General features: G+C 60.0%; 14 protein-coding genes and 1 riboswitch. Of the genes, 6 read left to right on the top strand and 8 right to left on the bottom strand.

Annotated features, from left to right (window positions below):
• Window positions 1-97: 97 nt before the first annotated feature.
• Together CFE428DRAFT_RS10295 and CFE428DRAFT_RS10290 are read right to left on the bottom strand one after the other, a co-directional pair.
• On the bottom strand, window positions 98-550 hold the full coding sequence (locus CFE428DRAFT_RS10295; protein ID WP_006979464.1) for an SRPBCC family protein: 453 nt from the start codon (window positions 548-550) through the stop codon (window positions 98-100).
• A 561-nt stretch (window positions 551-1,111) separates the two neighbouring features.
• Window positions 1,112-2,248, bottom strand: a complete 1,137-nt coding sequence (locus tag CFE428DRAFT_RS10290) for a prepilin peptidase (protein ID WP_162145258.1) — start codon at window positions 2,246-2,248, stop codon at window positions 1,112-1,114.
• 130 nt (window positions 2,249-2,378) lie between these two features.
• On the opposite strand from CFE428DRAFT_RS10290, the gene CFE428DRAFT_RS10285 reads away from it, so the two are divergent.
• The gene (locus CFE428DRAFT_RS10285; RefSeq protein WP_083805072.1) at window positions 2,379-2,927 is read left to right on the top strand and encodes a hypothetical protein; all 549 of its coding nucleotides are present in this window, start codon (window positions 2,379-2,381) and stop codon (window positions 2,925-2,927) included.
• A gap of 209 nt (window positions 2,928-3,136) precedes the next feature.
• On the top strand, window positions 3,137-3,721 hold the full coding sequence (locus CFE428DRAFT_RS10280) for a hypothetical protein (protein ID WP_042724757.1): 585 nt from the start codon (window positions 3,137-3,139) through the stop codon (window positions 3,719-3,721).
• A gap of 106 nt (window positions 3,722-3,827) precedes the next feature.
• Here CFE428DRAFT_RS10280 and CFE428DRAFT_RS10275 read toward each other — a convergent pair whose 3' ends face one another.
• The 4 genes from CFE428DRAFT_RS10275 to CFE428DRAFT_RS10260 are packed head-to-tail and all read right to left on the bottom strand — an operon-like array spanning window position 3,828 to window position 7,727.
• Window positions 3,828-4,409, bottom strand: a complete 582-nt coding sequence (locus CFE428DRAFT_RS10275; protein ID WP_006979460.1) for a D-sedoheptulose-7-phosphate isomerase — start codon at window positions 4,407-4,409, stop codon at window positions 3,828-3,830.
• A 41-nt stretch (window positions 4,410-4,450) separates the two neighbouring features.
• Window positions 4,451-5,248: a type II secretion system protein gene (locus tag CFE428DRAFT_RS10270; RefSeq protein ID WP_006979459.1), complete on the bottom strand. Its 798-nt coding sequence runs from the start codon at window positions 5,246-5,248 to the stop codon at window positions 4,451-4,453.
• Window positions 5,249-5,250: 2 nt separating this feature from the next.
• A complete protein-coding gene (locus CFE428DRAFT_RS33370; protein WP_006979458.1) occupies window positions 5,251-6,552 on the bottom strand; it encodes a hypothetical protein in 1,302 nt (433 codons plus the stop codon).
• A gap of 5 nt (window positions 6,553-6,557) precedes the next feature.
• Window positions 6,558-7,727: a hypothetical protein gene (locus tag CFE428DRAFT_RS10260; RefSeq protein WP_006979457.1), complete on the bottom strand. Its 1,170-nt coding sequence runs from the start codon at window positions 7,725-7,727 to the stop codon at window positions 6,558-6,560.
• 102 nt (window positions 7,728-7,829) lie between these two features.
• Window positions 7,830-7,985: riboswitch (cobalamin riboswitch) on the bottom strand.
• A 200-nt stretch (window positions 7,986-8,185) separates the two neighbouring features.
• Here CFE428DRAFT_RS10260 and CFE428DRAFT_RS10255 point away from each other — a divergent pair.
• The 3 genes from CFE428DRAFT_RS10255 to CFE428DRAFT_RS10245 all read left to right on the top strand — a co-directional run bounded on the left by CFE428DRAFT_RS10255 (window position 8,186) and on the right by CFE428DRAFT_RS10245 (window position 13,459).
• Window positions 8,186-8,770 carry a DUF6580 family putative transport protein gene (locus tag CFE428DRAFT_RS10255; RefSeq protein ID WP_006979456.1) on the top strand — a complete coding sequence of 195 codons (585 nt, stop codon included), beginning with the start codon at window positions 8,186-8,188 and terminating at the stop codon, window positions 8,768-8,770.
• 459 nt (window positions 8,771-9,229) lie between these two features.
• Window positions 9,230-10,348, top strand: coding sequence for an efflux RND transporter periplasmic adaptor subunit (locus CFE428DRAFT_RS10250; RefSeq protein ID WP_042724756.1), 1,119 nt, complete (start codon window positions 9,230-9,232; stop codon window positions 10,346-10,348).
• A gap of 24 nt (window positions 10,349-10,372) precedes the next feature.
• The gene (locus tag CFE428DRAFT_RS10245) at window positions 10,373-13,459 is read left to right on the top strand and encodes an efflux RND transporter permease subunit (RefSeq protein ID WP_006979454.1); all 3,087 of its coding nucleotides are present in this window, start codon (window positions 10,373-10,375) and stop codon (window positions 13,457-13,459) included.
• An 84-nt stretch (window positions 13,460-13,543) separates the two neighbouring features.
• Here the strand turns inward: CFE428DRAFT_RS10245 and CFE428DRAFT_RS10240 are convergent, their stop codons facing one another.
• Window positions 13,544-15,034 (bottom strand): hypothetical protein, encoded by a 1,491-nt coding sequence (locus CFE428DRAFT_RS10240; protein WP_006979453.1) that lies wholly within the window; start codon window positions 15,032-15,034, stop codon window positions 13,544-13,546.
• A gap of 302 nt (window positions 15,035-15,336) precedes the next feature.
• Here CFE428DRAFT_RS10240 and CFE428DRAFT_RS10235 point away from each other — a divergent pair, with 302 nt between their 5' ends.
• Window positions 15,337-16,062 carry a hypothetical protein gene (locus CFE428DRAFT_RS10235; RefSeq protein ID WP_006979452.1) on the top strand — a complete coding sequence of 242 codons (726 nt, stop codon included), beginning with the start codon at window positions 15,337-15,339 and terminating at the stop codon, window positions 16,060-16,062.
• A 36-nt stretch (window positions 16,063-16,098) separates the two neighbouring features.
• Here the strand turns inward: CFE428DRAFT_RS10235 and CFE428DRAFT_RS10230 are convergent, their stop codons facing one another.
• The gene (locus CFE428DRAFT_RS10230) at window positions 16,099-18,333 is read right to left on the bottom strand and encodes a tetratricopeptide repeat protein (protein ID WP_162145257.1); all 2,235 of its coding nucleotides are present in this window, start codon (window positions 18,331-18,333) and stop codon (window positions 16,099-16,101) included.
• Window positions 18,334-18,390: the final 57 nt, after the last annotated feature.

Genomic DNA, 18,390 nt, shown 5'->3' with positions numbered 1-18,390 from the left:
CAAATCGAGCGCTGGGTTATCCTGTTACTTCCCCACTCCACTTCGCGGGGCGCTCGAGGGGCGCGGAGGGAGTTAAATCGAACTGAAAAATAAGAGTTCATTTCCTGGCTTCGGACTTCAGCGCGGAGATGGATTCGACATAAGTCTTGAAATTCTCGAGCCGGGCGGTCACCCGCTTCAGCAACTCCTCCGCGTCCTCCCATCCAGCGCCGGGCACATACTTCATTTTAAAGGAGACGCGCGTTTTATCCCCGGCCAACGGATCAAACCCGACCACTCCCGAACTCTCTGCGCCGGAAATGGTGCGCCAGGCCATGCGCCGATTTGGAATCCGCAAGACGATCTGCAATTCGGATTCGTATTCCTTTCCGTGCCGCTCCACGCGCCAATAAAAACGGTTGTCCTCCATGTTGCGGATCTCCCGCACCGCCCCCATGAAGTGAGGAAACTCCTCCACGTGTACCCAGTGAGTATAAACTTCTTCCACTCGCGCGCTAACTACGATGGATGCACCAACGGATTTAAACGAATATTGAGAATCGAGATTCATGTCGCTGCCGGAAAGCTGGCGATCATTTTGCAGATCTAAACAGGAGCCGCACTCCCCCGCCCACCGTTGCTGATTTCGGTGTCGCTAGGTTTGACTTACCGATTGCCCGACACGTTCAAAATAGAACGTCATTCAAGACCAGGAAAAATGATCGAACGGAATGCTGGCCTCACCTGTCCGCCTGTAGGTCGAAGCCCCTATGATCGCGGCTTGTCGGCATTCGACGAGACAACACAGACCCTCGCACAAAACGCACGGAATCGAGAATGAGGAAAGCGTGTGGACGAGGTTGCCGCGGAGCAGCTCCCCAAAAAAGCCAGTCATCCTTGAGCGGAGCGGGGAAGCATGGGCGGAGTCGAAGGACCTCCATCTTCGGCGGGTTTTCGCGCGGGGCCTCCCCAACTTACGCGTGACCACGCGTCCATTCTCCCAACCGCCGTCGCCCACGGATATTGGAGATCCTTCGACTGCGTGCCCCGCCCGCCTTCGCCCTCCGGCGCACTCCGCTCAGGATGACATCGTTTTTTGGAGCGCTTCGTGCATCCGTGCCTGGAGGCCAACCTACACGCCCTGCCCTGTCGAATAGCGCCAGTACCACAGGATCAATTCCGGCCCACAGAACAGCCAGATGAGAGCACCCAGCGCGAGGTACGGACCAAACGGAATCTTCGTCGACCATTCGCGCCGGCCGATGGCGATCGTCGCGATACCCACGAGCGCGCCGATGGTCGATGCACTCATGATGGTGAAGAGCACCGCTTTCCATCCGAGAAAGGCGCCGATGCAGGCAATGAATTTCACGTCGCCGAATCCCATTGCTTCACGCGGCAGCGTCACTTCCGTGACGTCACCTTTGATCTCATCGACCTTCACCAACTCCCATTTCCGCTGGTCAATATGCAGCCAATCGCATTCGCAACGCGCAACGACGTTCTCGAAGCGCTGGCCATCGATCTCGATCCAATTGCACTGCAGGAGCAATTGTTCGTTGCCGCGGTAGAAAAATTCGCTCCACAACATCTTCTCTTCCCCCACCGTGAAATCCGCTTCCTCATCGCGGCGGACCCACGAAAGCGATGTGGCTTTGTCGAATGTCAGGCGTTTTTTGCCGAAGGCTTTCTTGCCCAGTTCCACGACGAGCCACAGCACGCCATAGCCCAGACCCGCGCCGAAGATCGACCACAGCCCGCTCATGATATTCGAGTGCTGATCGTTCAGCGACGGAATGGCGAAGCTGAGCAGGACACCGGCGACGGCGCCGCCAATGGTAATTTCGTCGGGAATGATGAAGTGCTCGAAGTCGATGAACGTCGCGACGATGAACAACCCGCCCATGATCCAATACGGCAATGCGAGCAGCCATTCCTGATGCGGCCAACCCGGACGTCCCCACGCCCACACCTTGAGCCAGATGGCGAGGAAGAGCAGACCCGTCAGGAATTCCACGCCGAAATAACGGAAGGAGATGGGCTTGCCGCAATTCGCACACTTCCCGCGCAAGACCAGCCAGCTCACCAGCGGGATGTTGTGATGAAACGGGATCTGGTATTTGCAGTTCGGGCAAAAGGAGCGCTTCGGCTCATTGACCGAGAGATTCAACGGCAGCCGATAGATGCAGACGTTGAGAAAGGAGCCGATGGAAGCGCCCAACACAAAGGCGAAGGCGGCAAAAATGTAGTCGTAGGTAGGCGGGAACACCGCGCGCAAGCAAAGCAGCGTCCGTGCCCGCGTCAATCCGTCAGTGAGTGCGAGGCATCCGGCCACCCCTTGTCATTCGAATGCCGTTGTGCGACAAGCACCCCCCACAGCGACAAGCACCCCCCACATTGTGAAATTCTCTTTCCTCTCCCTTGCAGCCCTTTGCACCGCAGCCTTTGGTTTCCACGGCACCCTTGCCGCCGAATCCTCACCCATCTCGATCCACGTGGAAGCGTCCAACCGGACCGAGATGGCTCCCAAAGACCGATGGACCCGCACCCACATCCGGAAGCTGCATATCACCGTGACCAACGATTCCGCGGAGGTGGTCGAACTCAAGGTCAAGCACGTGATCTTCGGCCGCGACATGCTCACGCACGGCATCGTGAAGGTGACCAGCGGCGAAAATCCGGTCGAGGTGAAGCCGCATTCCACGGCCACGATCGACACCGCCGAAGGCAAGTGCACGGAGAGCGATCAGCATTTCGATGCCAAAGCGAAAAAGATGACCGAATCCTCCGGCGCGACCATCGCCGGCTCCGGCGTGCAGGCCCTGCAGGGCGACAAGCTCGTGGCTGAATGGTATGAGCCCGACACGATGAAAGAACAGTGGACCAAGGCGCAGCCGATGATCGGCTCCAAGGAGGCCACGGCGAAACCGAAAACGCCGAAGAAATAGCGGCGGTCGGGATTGGGTTTCTAGTTTCTAGTTTCTAGTTTCTGGTTTCTGGTTCTCCACAGCGAGATTTGTTCTGAGCCCGGCAAGGAGGGATGTCCAGGTGGACGTGGCAACAAACGAGTGACCAGAAACTTTAAACCAGAAACCAGAAACCCACCTCGGGTCGCGCCTTGTCATCCGAAAGCCAATTTGCGAAAAACAACCCCACTGTGAACTCCCCCCTCACCAAAATGCTGGCCCTCGGGGCAGCAGCATTCGGCCTTTGCGCCTCCCTCAACGCCGAGGAACCTGCGGCGATCCTGCTTCGCGTGGAGCAGGCCAACAAGAGCGACATGAACGCGAAAGACCGCATCAGTCGCACGCACAGCCGGAAGTTGCACATCTTCGTGACCAACAACTCGTCCAACCTGCTCGATCTCAAGGTCAAATTCGAAGTCTTCGGCCGCAGTATGCTGACGCACGAGATCGTGAAAATCAACGAAGGGGAAATGCCGCTCCAAGTGAAACCGCATTCGGCCGCATATGCCGATTCGATCGAGGCGAAGAGCACGTCCAGCGAACAGCACTGGGACGCAAAAGCGAAAAAGATGATCGAGCCCTCCGGCGCCACGATCATCGGAGCGGGCGTGCAAGTGCTGCAAGGAGCTCAAGTCCTGACGGAGTGGTACGACCCGGAGAGCCTGAAAGAAAAATGGGGCAAGGCGCAGCCTTTGGTGGCCGCCAAGCCCGGGACTGCGCCCGCCAAGCCGACGGCCACGCCCGTTAAACCGAAGTCGATGCTGGCGAGGGAATAGTGGGCGGAGTGCTTAGTGCTTAGTGCTCAGTAAGAAGCAGCAGCGCCACTGATTACTGATTACTGATTACTGATTACTGATTACTGATTACTAAGCACTCGCCCCTCTACCGCGCTTCCTGCTTTGGCAGAATGAAGCGCGCTTCGACGATCTCGCAGAGCGTGTGCAGGAGAAATTTGTGCGCTTCCTGGATGCGCGCAGTGATGTCGGTGGGCACGATCAATTCCATCTGCGCGAGGCCGCGGGCCCGGCCGCCGTCGCGTCCGAGCAGGGCGATGGTGTGCAGGCCGGCGATATTCGCCGCGGCGATCGCCGAAATGATGCTTTTCGAGTTTCCGCTGGTGCTGATCGCCACGAAGACATCGTCCCGCTGGCCGAAGGCGCGCACCTGCCGGGCGAAGACTTCGTCGTAACCGTAGTCGTTGCCAATCGCGGTGAGCAGGCTGCCGCAGGCTGCGAGATTCAACGCGGGATAAGGCCGGCGATCACTGACGAAGCGGCAGGCAAATTCGGTCGCAAAATCCGCGGCATCCGCCGCGCTGCCACCATTGCCACAGACGAGCAGCTTGTGACCGCTCAGGAGGCATCGACCAACGACCTCCGCCGCCTGCTCGTGCACGGATTGAAGCGGGCGCAGCGACTCGATGGTCGCAGTGGCGTCGTGGATGGCCTTCTCAAATATCGACATTCGTACGAACCTACAAAAAGGCAGCGCGTGGTGAAGTGAAATCAGTTCCCCGGCGAATTCGCGAAACTGCGGTTCGGGTTCCAATAGCCATTTTCTGCATCGGGCCCGAACCAGCCGAGGTTTTGCGCGTCGGCGTTACCTCCATTGGGATCTTCGCCCAAGTCCCGCGCGACTTTGCGTTCCATGCTGATGTGACCATCGCACCATCCCACAATTGCCATGTTATTGAAGCGAAAATGAACGCTGGGAGAAGGCCGGGAGCCCATGGGGCCATCGCCGAAATCCCAGAAAGGCGGTTCGCAAAATGGATACTCCTGGACGCCACCGGGCATGGCATAGGCGGTCGTGGCGAACATGACGGTCAGCGCCGGTCGCTGAATCGCCAGGGGATGTGCGGAAACGCGGCTGCCATCCGCATTGTACGACCATACCGGTGTGCCTCCGATGTAAACTTCGTTGTAGCCGTAACCACCCGCTCCATTTTCAAAGCTTTTGGAACCATGGAGCATGGTAGTGAAGAGAGGATCGGGGGTGATCATGCGCGACTGCCCCAAGTAGGGGGCCAAATATCCCTTCGTGGGATCGTAGGTGCCTGTCGCCGAGGTGCGCGCACCACACCAGCGGCGATTGTTCGAGATGTCGTCCGCGGGGACATAGCACTCGTGATCGTTGGCATACGCAATGTTGGCGGCCACCAGTTGGCGGAGATTGTTGCTACTCTGAGTGGCTTGCCCCTGAAGTTTTACCGAGCGGAACACCGGCAGGAGCAGCGCGATGAGCGCGGCGATGATCGCCATCACGACGAGCAATTCGAGCAGCGTGAACGCGGCGGAGCGCATACTCACGGAGTCGTCAACTGGGTGACCTTGACGCGCATGTATCGTTTCTGGCGGCCGGCCGCGGACACCACGTCCGTCACCCGAACTCGACGAATGACGCCAATACTAGTAATCGCGCTCGCACTGGCCTCCTCGATCGTGGGGGTAAATGCCCCAACCGCCGCCATCGCCTGGCCACCCGTGCTCTGCGCCACGGTGGTCCAATCACTCGCACTCAGCGTGTCGGAAACCTGGACTTCATAAAGCAAGTCGCTCGCCCGCTCGTCGCGCGTGAAGGTGATGACCAGTCGTCCGCTTTCGAGGGCGACACTCGTCAAAGCCGGGCTGCCATCCAGACGGGTCGGCTGGCGAGTGAAGGCGTACTTCAGCAAATTCGGAACACCATTCCCCACCGCGTCCACTGTCGCGCCGCGCGTCGCCCCGGCGAGGCCGTTCAAGTCCTGCCATTCGTTGAAAGTCATCAGCCGCGAAATCGTCCCGATCGCTTCGACATCCACCCCGCCAGAACCGATCGTCAACCAGGCATCGTAGATGGGATTGCCCAAGGAATCCTTGAAGAAGCCGCTGCCCGGAATATCCACGATGCGGATATAACTGATGCTATCGAGCCCCACGTCCGAAAGGTCAAACGGTGTGCCCCAGGAATCGCCATAGGCATTCACGTGCTTGCCCATGAGATTGAAGACATTCGTGGGGTCGATGGTTCCGTAGCTTCCCACCAGGCTGGGGGTCAAGGATACCGACGGGAAGCGGACGAAATTGATGCCGTCACTGGACACTTCCACATAAGCCAGCTCGCCGAAGATTCCCCCACTGCCCGCTCCACCAGTGTTGAAGCCCGAGAGGGATCCATTCTCGTAGACGACGAAATCCGCGCCGCTGAGATTCCGGATCGGGTGCGTGAAATGCAGGGTCAGCATGCCCGGCGGGGTGCTGGAGGCGATTTGCGAACTGCTGAGGTCACCGAGCGAAACGACGTTGAAGTCATCGCCAGTCACCGGACCCAGGGAGAGCGCCGGATTGCTCCAGGTGCTCGCCACGCCAGGGGCCGGTGAGTAGTTGATCACAGACGAAGCCCAATCGAAAAAGATGGGATTCACATAGTTGTCGGTATTGAGGAAACCTCCCGAGCCGTCGGAGATTCTCGCGCCACCGATCCCATCGGGCCCCACGAATCCCGGTACGGGTGCATCGTGTGTATTCGCCGGGTCATTCAGCGCGGCGGAATATGGGCCGGCGGACAAATCCACGCCGGCCAGGAGAAAAAGCCAGCACAGGGAGCAGCGGAAAACGGTGGCGCTCATTGGGTTCACGTTTCGCTCTTTTCGGGAAACTCTGGCCACTCATTTATCCGCTTTTGCCGAGCCGGCCTTCTCCTCCGCGGAAGCAGCCATAGGACAATTCCTCCCATGGCCATGGACAGCGCCGCCGGTTCGGGAATGACCTGCACGATTTCATTATTCGCCGACACATACGTGCCGCCGTCGTGCTCGCGCAATTCGCCCAAAAGACCGGTATCGGTGAGGATGGTTGATTCGATCCCGCTGTAATCGCCGTTGGAATTGGCACCGAAGGAGACCAGGTCCGAGGGGTTCGTGAAATCGGTCAGGGTGACCAACAGATTTCCCGAGGGATCCACGAGCATCGAAGTGGCGCCACTCACGGTGGGGAAGAGCCCACCATAGTTCACCCACACGTGACCGGCCGTACTTAAAGGGTCGAGGGAGGGATTGGCGATCGCGTTCGCGAGTTCCACCCCCGACCATTTATAGATGTTCGAGTCACCAAAGCCGGGGGCAAAATACAAATCCCCCGCCGCGTCAAAAGCCAGCGGTCCCGAACCTCCTCCGGTCGTCCCCAAGCTGATAGCAGGGCTGCTTACCAGCGTGCCATTGGCGGCTAGATGAGAGTAGAAGATCTGGTTGGAGCCGGAGCCCACGGCGCCGGTGAGGAAAAGATCGCCGCCATGGTTGTAGAGGCCGTAGTTCGCGGTCGTGGAGACAATGGCCTGCGAGGGTGTCCCGGTCAGCGGACCATAGGCGTGGATATTTTGGTTATTCGAGAAATCGCTGTCGTTGAAGTAAACGAAATTTCCGATGTCGACGACGCTGGCGCCCGCGAAGTTGTTGGGATTGGCGTAGATGTTCACCGGCGAACCGCCGTTCGTTTTCCACATATTGATGTCCGGGAAGCCCGTGGAGGTCATGTAGTAGAGATTGGCGTTGGCGTCCCAATCGTAGCTCACGATGTTGTCCGAGGTGGTGTGGGTGTAGTAGGGCACGGCAGTGTAGCCGTCGCCAACTACCATTAACTGCGCTCGGGCAGAATAAGACGCAGCGAGCGCCGTTAGGACGAGAAAGGCAGCCTTGGGAACAAAGCCGAAGAGGTGTTTTTTCATGTTTGGTTTCACTTGAATGAGGAGAAACCAGAACACGACCACGGTGCGAATGGCACCGAGGCAGAGGTGCTGATTTCTCATTCTTCTTTTTGCGAAGAAGTTTTTCCACGCCGTCCGCACTCGCCGCGTGTGATCGCAGCGCGCCCGGCCGGCACGAATGAGAGCAGCTCGAGGAAATGTTCTGGCTTCTGGCTTCCGGCGCGGTTTGGGCATTTCTAAAAAATGCTCAAGCCCCGCCATCCTTCTCCCCGCCTTCACCACCGGGACACCGGCGATTGGCCATTGAGGAGTTGTATCCAGTTACAGCAGCGCAACTGCTTCCGATTTTCACGGAATTCCTTCCTTCGATCTACTAACGTTTAAACTGGCAAAGAACTGGCGTCACATTAGGGAACACGCCCGGCGGGGAGCAAGTGCAATCTTGGAGAGAGCCAAGTGTTTCACAGCCCTACGCAGATGGTGTCGCCACTTGGCTCTTGGCTCTTGGCACTCGCTGTTTCTGATTGATCCCCCGCCTCTTCGGGAGCACTGTATCCGCGATGTTCGCCGCGCTTTTCCTCCTCGTCGTCGTTGTTCTCTACCGCATCCTTTCGGGATTCATCGGCAGTGGCGATTTTCACTGGGCGCATAATTTCGCACCGGTGGCCGCCGTCGCCCTTTGCGGGGCGGTCTATCTGCCGCGCCGCATCGCGATGGTGTTGCCGGTCGCCATGCTCTTCATCAGCGACCTCGTGTTGAACCTGTTTCACTATCATCAACCGCTGCTCACTTTCGATATCCTGCCCCGTTACCTGGCGCTGGCGCTCATTTCCGGTCTCGGTTTTGCCCTGCGCGGTCATGCGAATATCCTCCGCTTGCTGGGCGCGAGCTTCGTGGGCTCGCTGGTCTTCTTCGTGATCACGAACACCGGCTCCTGGCTCTCTGAACCGGCCTACGCCAAGACGGCGGCCGGATGGGTGCAAGCGATGACGACTGGTCTGCCGGGCTATCCGTCCACGTGGTGGTTCTATCGCTACACCCTGCTCAGCGACCTCTTCTTCACCCTGCTTTTCGCGGTCTGTATGATGGTGCCTTTCAAGGGAGAAGCGCAACCGGCCGCCAAGGGCGAGCTGGCGCATTCCTAGGCAACGGATTCCCAGGCAGCGTATTGCGCTGAGTTCGAGAAGTTTCCAGAGGGACAACGAATTTTAGCCGACAGGCCCGCCAGGCCGTCAGTTTCCTGTCCGGCGCACCAACGGTGCATTGTCTTTTCTCTTCTCGCCATGGGGCTCCCATTTTCGCCCGGCTTTCGCCGTTGAGAATTGAGCCGATTTGGTGTCTTTTGGACGTCCCTCCGAACGTCGACAGAGAGACCACCGACTGAAACCCAAATGTCTCATTTCCTTTTCTTGACAGTAGCTACGAGGAAGATTGATTAACGACGCGAAATTTCCATGCCGTTACTTATTTCGAATACCCTGACCATTCGATTCGAAGGCTGCCCTGCCTTCCGGCTGCGTTGCCGCGTTTCCTCCTCCCGGCCGTAACGCCCTACCCGCCCTTTTGCCCGACCTTTTTAAGTCCCGCCTGCCCTTTTTTTGCCTATGTGGAAACGAATGATCGTCATGCTCGTGGTGGTGTTTTCGTGCATCGCCGGAATCGGCTACGCCAAAAAAGTCATGGTGATGAAAGCCATCGAGGCGCATAAGAATTTCGCCATGCCGCCGGTCGCGGTAACGACCCTGGTGGTGAAAGGCCAGAAGTGGCAGCCGGTGCTCAGCGCCGTGGGGTCGCTGCGGGCGGTCAACGGTGTGACCGTGAGCACGGACCTCGCGGGCATCGTCTCGGAGATCAATTTCGAATCCGGCGCCGCGGTGAAGAAAGGTGCCTCGCTCATCCAGCTCGACACCCAGCAGGAGGAAGCCCAGCTCCACGCCGCCGAAGCCAAGCTGGAATGGACCAAGGTGGACATGGATCGCAAGCGCGACCTCGTCGCCAAGAAGACCATCTCGCCTTCCGATTGGGACTCCGCCCAGAGCGAATACCGTCAGGCCGTAGCCAATGTCGATACCGCCAAGGCGGTCATCGCGCGCAAACACATCGTCGCGCCCTTCGATGGCTATCTCGGCATCCGCCAGGTCAATCTCGGCCAGTATCTCAATCCCGGCGCGTCCATCGTCCCGCTGCAATCGCTCGACCCCATCTATGTCGAGTTCAACCTCCCGCAGCAGGACCTCGGTCAACTCGCCGTCGGCAAGAAGCTCCGTCTCCGGGCCGCGGACATCGAGGGCGAGTTTGAGGGCGAGATCAATGCCATCGACTCCCGGGTCGACGACGCCACGCGCAACGTAATGGTCCAGGGCACCGCGCGGAATCCCGATCACAAGCTGCGTCCCGGCATGTATGTGAACGTGGACGTTCTGCTTCCGGAAAAGGACAGCGTGCTCGCTATTCCCGTTTCTTCCGTCAACTACGCGCCTTACGGCGATTCCGTCTACGTCGTGAAACCGGCGGCCGATGGCAAGCCCGGTCTGGAAGTGGAGCAGCATGTGGTGAAGCTCGGACCGGCGCGCGGCGACCAGGTCTCCGTGCTCTCCGGCATCCAGGATGGCGACGAAGTAGTCACCTCCGGCGGCTTCAAACTGTGCCCGCACGCCGCCGTCCAGGTGAATAACGCCGTCACGCCCGACAACAGCCTTACCCCCAAACCGAACGACACCTAAGCTGCCCGCCGCTCGACCAGGGATATGAAGTTTACCGACCTTTTCATTCGCCGCCCGGTTGTCGCGACCGTGCTCAGCCTGCTCATTCTCGTGGCGGGTCTGCAGTCGATCCGCAACCTCAACGTGCGGCAATACCCGCGCAGCGACATCGCTACGATCACGGTGAAGACCTACTTCATCGGCGCCGCGGCGGACCTGGTGCGTGGCTTCATCACCACGCCGCTGGAGAAGGCCATCGCCAGCGCGGATGGCATCGATTACCTCGAGTCGCAGAGCGCGCAGGGGCTGAGCATCATCACGGTGCACCTCAAGCTGAACTACGACACGAACGCCGCGCTCACCCAGATCCAGTCGAAGCTCGCGCAGGTGCGCAACGATCTGCCGCCGGAGTCCCAGGCGCCGACCATCGAGCTGCAGATGAGCGACAGCCAGTACGCCATCATGTACATCAGTTTCGACTCGACCACGATGGACCCGAGTCAGGTCACTGATTACCTCACCCGCGTGGTCCAGCCGAAGCTCACCGCGGTGAGCGGCGTGCAAAAGGCCGACATTCTCGGCGCGCGCCTCTTCGCCATGCGCATCTGGCTGAAGGGCGACCGCATGGCCGCGTTGAACATCTCGCCTTCGCAAGTGCAGGCCGCGCTCGCCGCAAACAACTACCTCTCCGCCCTCGGCACGACGAAGGGCTCGATGACCGTCATCGACCTCATCGCCAACACCGACCTGCACACGCCGGAGGAATTCGCCCAACTCGTCATCCGTCAGCAGAACGGCGCCATCGTCCGTCTCAAGGACATCGCCGACGTGGAGCTCGGCGCCGAGGACTACGACATGGACGTGCGCTTCAACGGCAAGAAAGCCGTATTCATGGGCATCTGGGTCATGCCCACGGCCAACTCGCTCGACGTCATCGACGGCGTGCGCGCCGCCCTGCCCGAGATCGAGAAGCAATTGCCCGTCGGCATGAAGATGGACGTCCCCTACGACGGCACCCGCTACATCCGCGACGCGCTGCATGAGGTGATCCATACGCTCACCGAGACGCTGCTCATCGTCGTCGTGGTGATCTTCCTCTTCCTCGGTTCGATTCGCGCGGTCATCATCCCGGTCGTCGCCATTCCCATTTCGCTCATCGGCGCGGCGTTCCTCATGCTGGCCTTCGGCTTCACGCTGAACCTGCTCACGCTGCTGGCCATCGTGCTCTCGGTCGGTCTGGTGGTCGACGATGCCATCGTGGTGGTGGAAAACGTCGAGCGCCATTTGCACCTCGGCGAGCCGCCGCACATGGCTGCGTTGAAAGCGGCGCGCGAACTCGTCGGCCCGATCATCGCCATGACGATTACCCTCGCCGCGGTGTATGCGCCGATCGGTATTCAAGGCGGCCTCACTGGCACGCTCTTCCGCGAATTCGCCTTCACCCTCGCCGGCGCGGTCATCGTCTCGGGCATCGTCGCCCTCACGCTCTCGCCGATGATGTCTTCGCAGCTCCTGCGGGCCGGCGATTCGCACAAGGGCTTTGCCGGCTGGATCAATCGCCGCTTTGACGGTATCCGCCACCGTTACATGCGATTGCTCGCCAACTCGCTGCGCTGGCGGCCGGTCACGCTGACCCTCGCGGTCATTGTCATGATGCTCATCGCGCCGTTCTCCATGTTCAGCTTGAAGGAACTCGCGCCCAAGGAAGACCAGGGCGTGATCCTCGGCATCGTCAACGCCTCGCCGAACTCCACCATCGAGCAAACCGCGCGCTACACGGAAAAGGTCAACGACGTCTTCCAATCCATCCCGGAAAACCTCCACACCTTCCAGCTCACGCAGCCGTTCACGGGTTTCGGCGGCATGGGCTTGAAACCGTGGAGCCAACGCCATCGCACGGCGGAGCAAATCGTCGGCGAAGTCTTCGCCAAGACCTCGCAGATCGGCGGCATCCAGGTCATCGCCACCACACCCGAACCGCTGCCGGGCGGCAGCCAGTTCCCGGTCGAATTCGTCATCAACTCGACGGCGGAGCCGCGCGAGATCGTCGACTACGCCAACCAACTCGTGGCCGCCGCGTTTGCCAGCGGCAAGTTCATGTTCGCCGACACCGACTTGAAGTACGATAACCCGCGCACGGAGGTCGTCTTCGATCGCGACGAGGTCGCCTTTCAGGGCTTGAACCTCGGCCAGGTCGGTGCCGATCTGTCCACGATGCTCGGTGGCAACTTCGTCAATCACTTCGCCATTCAGGGCCGCAGCTACAAGGTCATCCCGCAGATCAAACGCGCCGAACGGCTCAACCCCGATCAGCTCAAAAACTATTACGTGACCGGCCCGAACGGGAAGCTCGTGCAGCTCTCGACCTTTGCCAAGCTCAAGAGCAGCGCCGAGCCGCGCACGCTCAACCGCTTCCAGCAACTCAACTCCGCGAAAATCCTGGGCGCCGTCCCGCCAGGCATCACGCTCGACCAGGGCCTGAAAGTGCTCGAGGAAAAGGCCAAAGAGATTCTGCCGAAGGGCTTCACCATCGACTACGGCGGCACCGCCCGCCAGCTCCGCACCGAAGGCGACTCGCTGACCACGACGATGATCTTCTCTGTCATCCTCATCTTCCTCGTGCTCGCCGCCCAGTTTGAGAGCTTCCGCGATCCGTTTATCATCCTGCTCGGCTCTGTGCCGCTGGCGATTTCCGGCGCGCTCATGTTCAGCTTCCTCGGGTTCACCACGCTGAACATCTACAGCCAGGTGGGTCTGATCACCCTCGTCGGCCTCGTGGCCAAGAACGGCATTCTCATCGTGGAATTTGCCAATCATCTGCAAGAAACCGGTCTGACCAAAGTGAAGGCCGTGACCGAAGCCGCCGGCACCCGCTTGCGTCCGATCCTCATGACCTCGGTCGCCACGGTCGCCGGCCACTTCCCCTTGGTCATCGCTACCGGCCCCGGCGCTGCCGCGCGCAACAGCATTGGCATCATGCTCGTCAGCGGCATGATCGTCGGCACCATCCTCACCCTCTTCGTCCTGCCCTCCATCTACGTCCTTGTCGCCCGCACCCGCCAGAAGGTGAAGCACGAGGAAGATTGCCAGGATGTCCTCGACGAAGTCGCCCTCGAACCGGCGGAGGTGTAGGCGGCGAACGGGCTGGAGAAATTCTTGCGCCGTAGGTGATGGGAGCTTCCCGCTCTTCGGCAGTAGAATCCGCCGGACCGGTTCCTACCCGTAAATCGGCACCTTCGGATCACACGACACGACGTCGTCTCCGCGCCACTGGAGTTGAAACTTCCGATGGCTGACGGGCATCTCCTCCACTGTTTGATGGGCCGGCAGATCGTGCTCCAGCGTCACGGCCGCTTGGTCGGGAAGCTCCTTGTCGGACAAAACGAGATACGCTCCGTCCCAACTCGCAGCCGTCGGCCGCTCACCGATTCGCAGCTGCACCGAATCACGTGATACCCAGGCGGGCACGCGAATCCTGAGATCGCGGCGCTGCTTCAGCGTCACGACGAGCGTGGCCTTTCCCCCGCGTCTCGACGCCACCTTGACCGCGGGCGTCTCGGCATCGAAATGCAAATTCACGGAGACCGCTCCCGCGGCCGTGGTCGTGATGATCTGCTGCTGCAGGTCCGCAAGGGAATGCAGCACCGCGGCAAACACATCGAGAATCGCCCCAAAACCGAAGGGATGTGCATAAACGCCCCACGCCCCATTGTTGCGCGGCCGCTTCTCATCTTTCATTTGCGACGGTAACAAACGCGCCCGAACCAATCGCTCCACGTCGTCGAGCAAATCCGTCTGCCCGGCCCGCAATGCCAGCCACAGCGCGATCTGCGCGATATCGCCACAGCTGGCGTGCTCGCCCACCGGATCGCCTTCCGGTCCGTGAAAACGGCTCTTGCCTTGATCGTGCGGTGTCCAGCCGGAGTGACTGATCGCCGAACCCCAAAGCCCGCGGCGATAAGTCGCGGCCACCGCATCGACATAGCGCTGCTCCCCGCTCGCGAGCCCGAAAAGCAATAACCCACGCAGGGTGCCACAATAGGAATGAGTATGCCCCACGTGCCCCGGGTCGCGCAGCTCCGCGCGCACCTCGCCGCTGAGATCGATCGTTTGCCGCAGATGCGTTTCCGCCAGTCGCTGGGCGAGTTTCCAGGCCAGGGCATCCTCAGTCGCCTCATGAAACCACACGATGGCCTCGATCGCCCGCCCCGTCGTCGCGGTCGCATTGAACCATTCCCCCGCCGGCGCGCGCTGAATCATCAGCGGATCCGCCGTGAGCGGCCCACCCGCCACCGTGGCCAACTTCGGGTAATTCATTTGTCCATCCGGCTCGAGCACCGACTCGATCGCCTCCAGCAACGTATGCCCTTGCGTCGCCGCCCAGTCGCTCTTGCGATAGCGAACCAGTGCGGTATAGGCCAGCATCGTCTCGCGCAGGTTATGCGGGTTCACTTTGATCTTTTCCGCAGGGATCGGCAAACCGGCGCAATTCATGAGCAACGCCGCCGGATTCCCGGTCAACGCGCGCAAGTTCTTCATCATGGCCTGCTCTTCGCGCTCCGGAAGCCGGACACCTGTCGCCGCCTCGTAGCGGAGCATCGCATCCCACCAGCGCCCCGTGTCGTGGGCCACTTCGTAACCACCCGTCGGCAACCATTCCGCCTCGGGATTCAGCCAGGCGAGACAACATTGAGCCGCGCGATCCATGGATGTCCTCAATCCTCCTTCACCCGGAGTCGGACCAGCCGCCCGGAGCGCTCCTCTCCCCGAGAAAGAAAACGCCGAGAGAGCGGCGATTTGCTGCAGAAACGTGCGCCGTGTCGTGGAGGGAAACTTCATCGTGCCCCAAAGGGCGTAGCTCCCTTTACTGGCCTGCGCAACCCCGGGTTGGCCAGAAGCCCCCTCGTCCCGAAGTTGAACTTCCGAACGAGCAGACAACCTGGCTCGACGGCAACGGCCAATCCGCGTGTAATTCGTGCCCGTCGAGGCAACTTGACCCGAAGGCCCCCATGAAAATCGCCACCCTCCTTCTCGCTACCGCATTGCTCGGATGTTCCGCAAAGGCGCAGGATTATCTTGAACCTGAACGCGGCATTTTCGCCGGTGATAACGGGGACAACTATTACGCCAACGTCCGCCAGGTTTTTGCTCCGGCTTACCAACCAGGCGTAATCCTGCGCGTCGTGGTTATTCCCTCATTTCGTCCGGAATTCGTGGTTGGCCTGCGCGCGGGCGAGAAAGGGGTCGAGGCCTTTGTCACCACGCCCTCCTGCCACATCTGGAACCTGGAACTGCTGCATGATTACGAATCGGGGCACATGACCGCCTTGGACCAGGACGGGAAGGAGCTCCCCATGGAAAAGAACGAAGCATATCAAAAGCTGAAACAACGCACGCCCGGCAACATCTCCGAAATCACCACGCATACGGTTGCCAAAGCGCTCCCCGAGCCGCTCGCCGAGCAGACGGCACTCTCCGATCGCGTCAAAGCGATTTGGAAGAAGACCTTGCTCGACGCACGCCATCCCGCCGAGCCTCGGAATGGAGCCGACGGCGTTTCCTACTATTTCTCCATGTGGATACAGGGACGCGGCTCTCTCGGCGGCGAGACATGGTCACCCGACGAGCACACCCGGATGCGCGACCTCGTCACCCTCGTCGACCAGCTCGCTGCTTACGCCAACGGCAAGGCCAATGCACGACAACTGGAAGCGGCCCTGAAACCGCTCGAATAGCGGTTGTCGCATTCCGCTCCGCCCGCCGAAACCTCATCATTGCCCCGCCGGTAGCGCCGGCACATCTTCACCTTTGCGAAGCTGCGCGAGACGATCATCGATTTCCGCATGAGTCAGCCCATGTTCTTTGAGGAAAACCGTGTACGCACCCGCTGTATTCTGCAAAGGAGGGGGCGGCTGCCCGGCCGCCTTCTCCGCTTGATAAAGCAGGGACAGCGCGCGACGAAAAGTGGCATCGGCCTGCGGCGTCTCGCGGGAATGATTTTGAATCGCGGCCAAGGTGGTCAGCCAGACCGGAAGCAACCGGCATCCCGTCGGCAATTTCTCACCGATCGCCACCGCCTGCTCGACGGCATGCCGGCCTTCATCTTCCCGTTTCAGAAGCAACAGAGTCTGCCCCAAGCTGTGCAGGTAGCCCCCATAGGTTTCGTTGTCCTTGCCGAGCGTGAGTTCCACATTGGTGAGGATCTTGCGCTGCAGCGGAAGGGCCTCGTCAAATCGCTTCGTAGTCTGGAGGACGTAGGCCAGCGTGTTCATCGCCCGCGCGTACTCCAGGTTCTTCGTTAAATCATTGGCGATTCCCAAATCGATGACGCGTTTGAGCAGCTGTTCCCCCTCGGTTGGCCGTCCCGTCGTGACATACAACCCCGCAAGACGATTGAGGACCAGAATGATCTCAGGGTGGTTGGGGCCGTATTTCTTCTCCATGATCGCCAGGCCACGCTTGAAGTACGCCTCCGCTTCGATGTTCTGCTTCATGGCGTTAAGGACCTGGGCCAGGCTGATGTAATCTTGGGCAAGATTGACCCCCTCCGGCTCCCTTTTTTCGTCGGCGGCAATCGCCCGCCGGACAAGGTCCGCCGCTTCCCGATAGTGCCCCGACTGCGCCGCGGACTGCCCTTGCATGTACAAGACACGCGAGTATTCCGGCGCCGTCGGTGACGGCAGGGTTGCTCCCACCGCAGCCGAACCCGAGTCCGCCGGGGCCTTTTCGTTCAGTTCCCACTGAAGCGTATTCAGATGGCTTTGGACAGAGAGGGTGAAGTGGGAATCTGGTCCCACATTTTTCCGATAGATATCCAAAGCGCCACGAAAATACCGCTCGCTATCTGCCAGACGGTTGGTCTTCTCGGCAATATAACCGAGAAGTCCCAAGTCGTGACCGACCTCGATGTGGTCCGCGGGAAATATTGCCTCATGAATTTCCAGGCTGCGTTGGGCCAGTTTCTCCGCGGTGGCGTAATCTCCGACATGCGCGCAGGCACTGGCGGCGAAACGGAGGAACATGCCCATCATGGGATGTTCCTTCCCGTAAAATTTCCCGCACAACTCCACAGCACGCGGAGCCAGCCTGGCCCCGTCGGAAAAATTTTGCCCCGTGCTGTCACAGGCCACCAACCGACCGAGAGCGATCGCCGTGTGCAAATCGTCTGCACCGTAGACCCGCTCACACTCACTCAACACACGGCGAGAGGCCATTTCGCTCTCCGTATACCGCTGCATCTCGTGGAGCAAAAATGAACGGATGGTGGCCGCAAAGAGGATATCGGGATGATCCTTATCGAGTTCCCACCGGTCGGCATCGAAGGCCTTGTTCAAGATATCCAGCCCCTCCTGTGCTTTGCCCAAGTCATGAAGGCAAATGGCCAATCGCGCCTTCGCCTCGAGAGGAGCGTCACCCGGCTGGCCGGAATTCGCCCGCATGGTGGCGATGTATTCCCGCTGCCGGCGCTCTTCTTCGAAATGACGCGCCGAATGCCAGACGTCGGCCAACCGTTCATTCAGACGAAATGACTCGGCGGTATCCCGGTCCTCATTCGCCCGCGATAACGCCTCGCGGTAGTAACGTTCCGCTTCGGGGAGCTTGAAAAGCGCGTAGGCCACATCTGCCGCCTGGAGCCAGCGCATCCGGGCCTCTTTCCCAGCCTGCGGAGCAAGGGCGACAATCTCCTTGAGATCTTCCTCGAGTCCCTTGCGAAACTGATCGACGGGCCGTTTCAACTCCTGGGCCACCGTGATTTGTTTGACCTGCCAGAGATCCGTATCGACGGGCCAGAAATCCGGTTCCTGCAGCTCGTTTAGCACTCGCCGGGCTTCCTCCACGCTGCGCTCCAAGCGCTCGTCTCGAATGCGAATCCGGTCTTCCTCCAGTTGCGCCTGCCGGGCTTGTTCTTCGTGCACCGCATGGTCATGGACCTCCCAGGCAATGCCGGCGGCAGACACCCCGAGGCATCCCATGGCGATAAAAACGTAACTCAGTTTCTTTGGCATTCCGCGTCCCGATATGGAGGCTGGCAGGTAAACACCGGTCGGCGCTTCCGTCAACGC

The organism is Chthoniobacter flavus Ellin428, from assembly GCF_000173075.1.
Lineage (GTDB): Bacteria > Verrucomicrobiota > Verrucomicrobiia > Chthoniobacterales > Chthoniobacteraceae > Chthoniobacter > Chthoniobacter flavus.
Note: the sequence above shows the minus strand (reverse complement) of the source record. Positions and strands in the feature narration are given on the sequence as shown.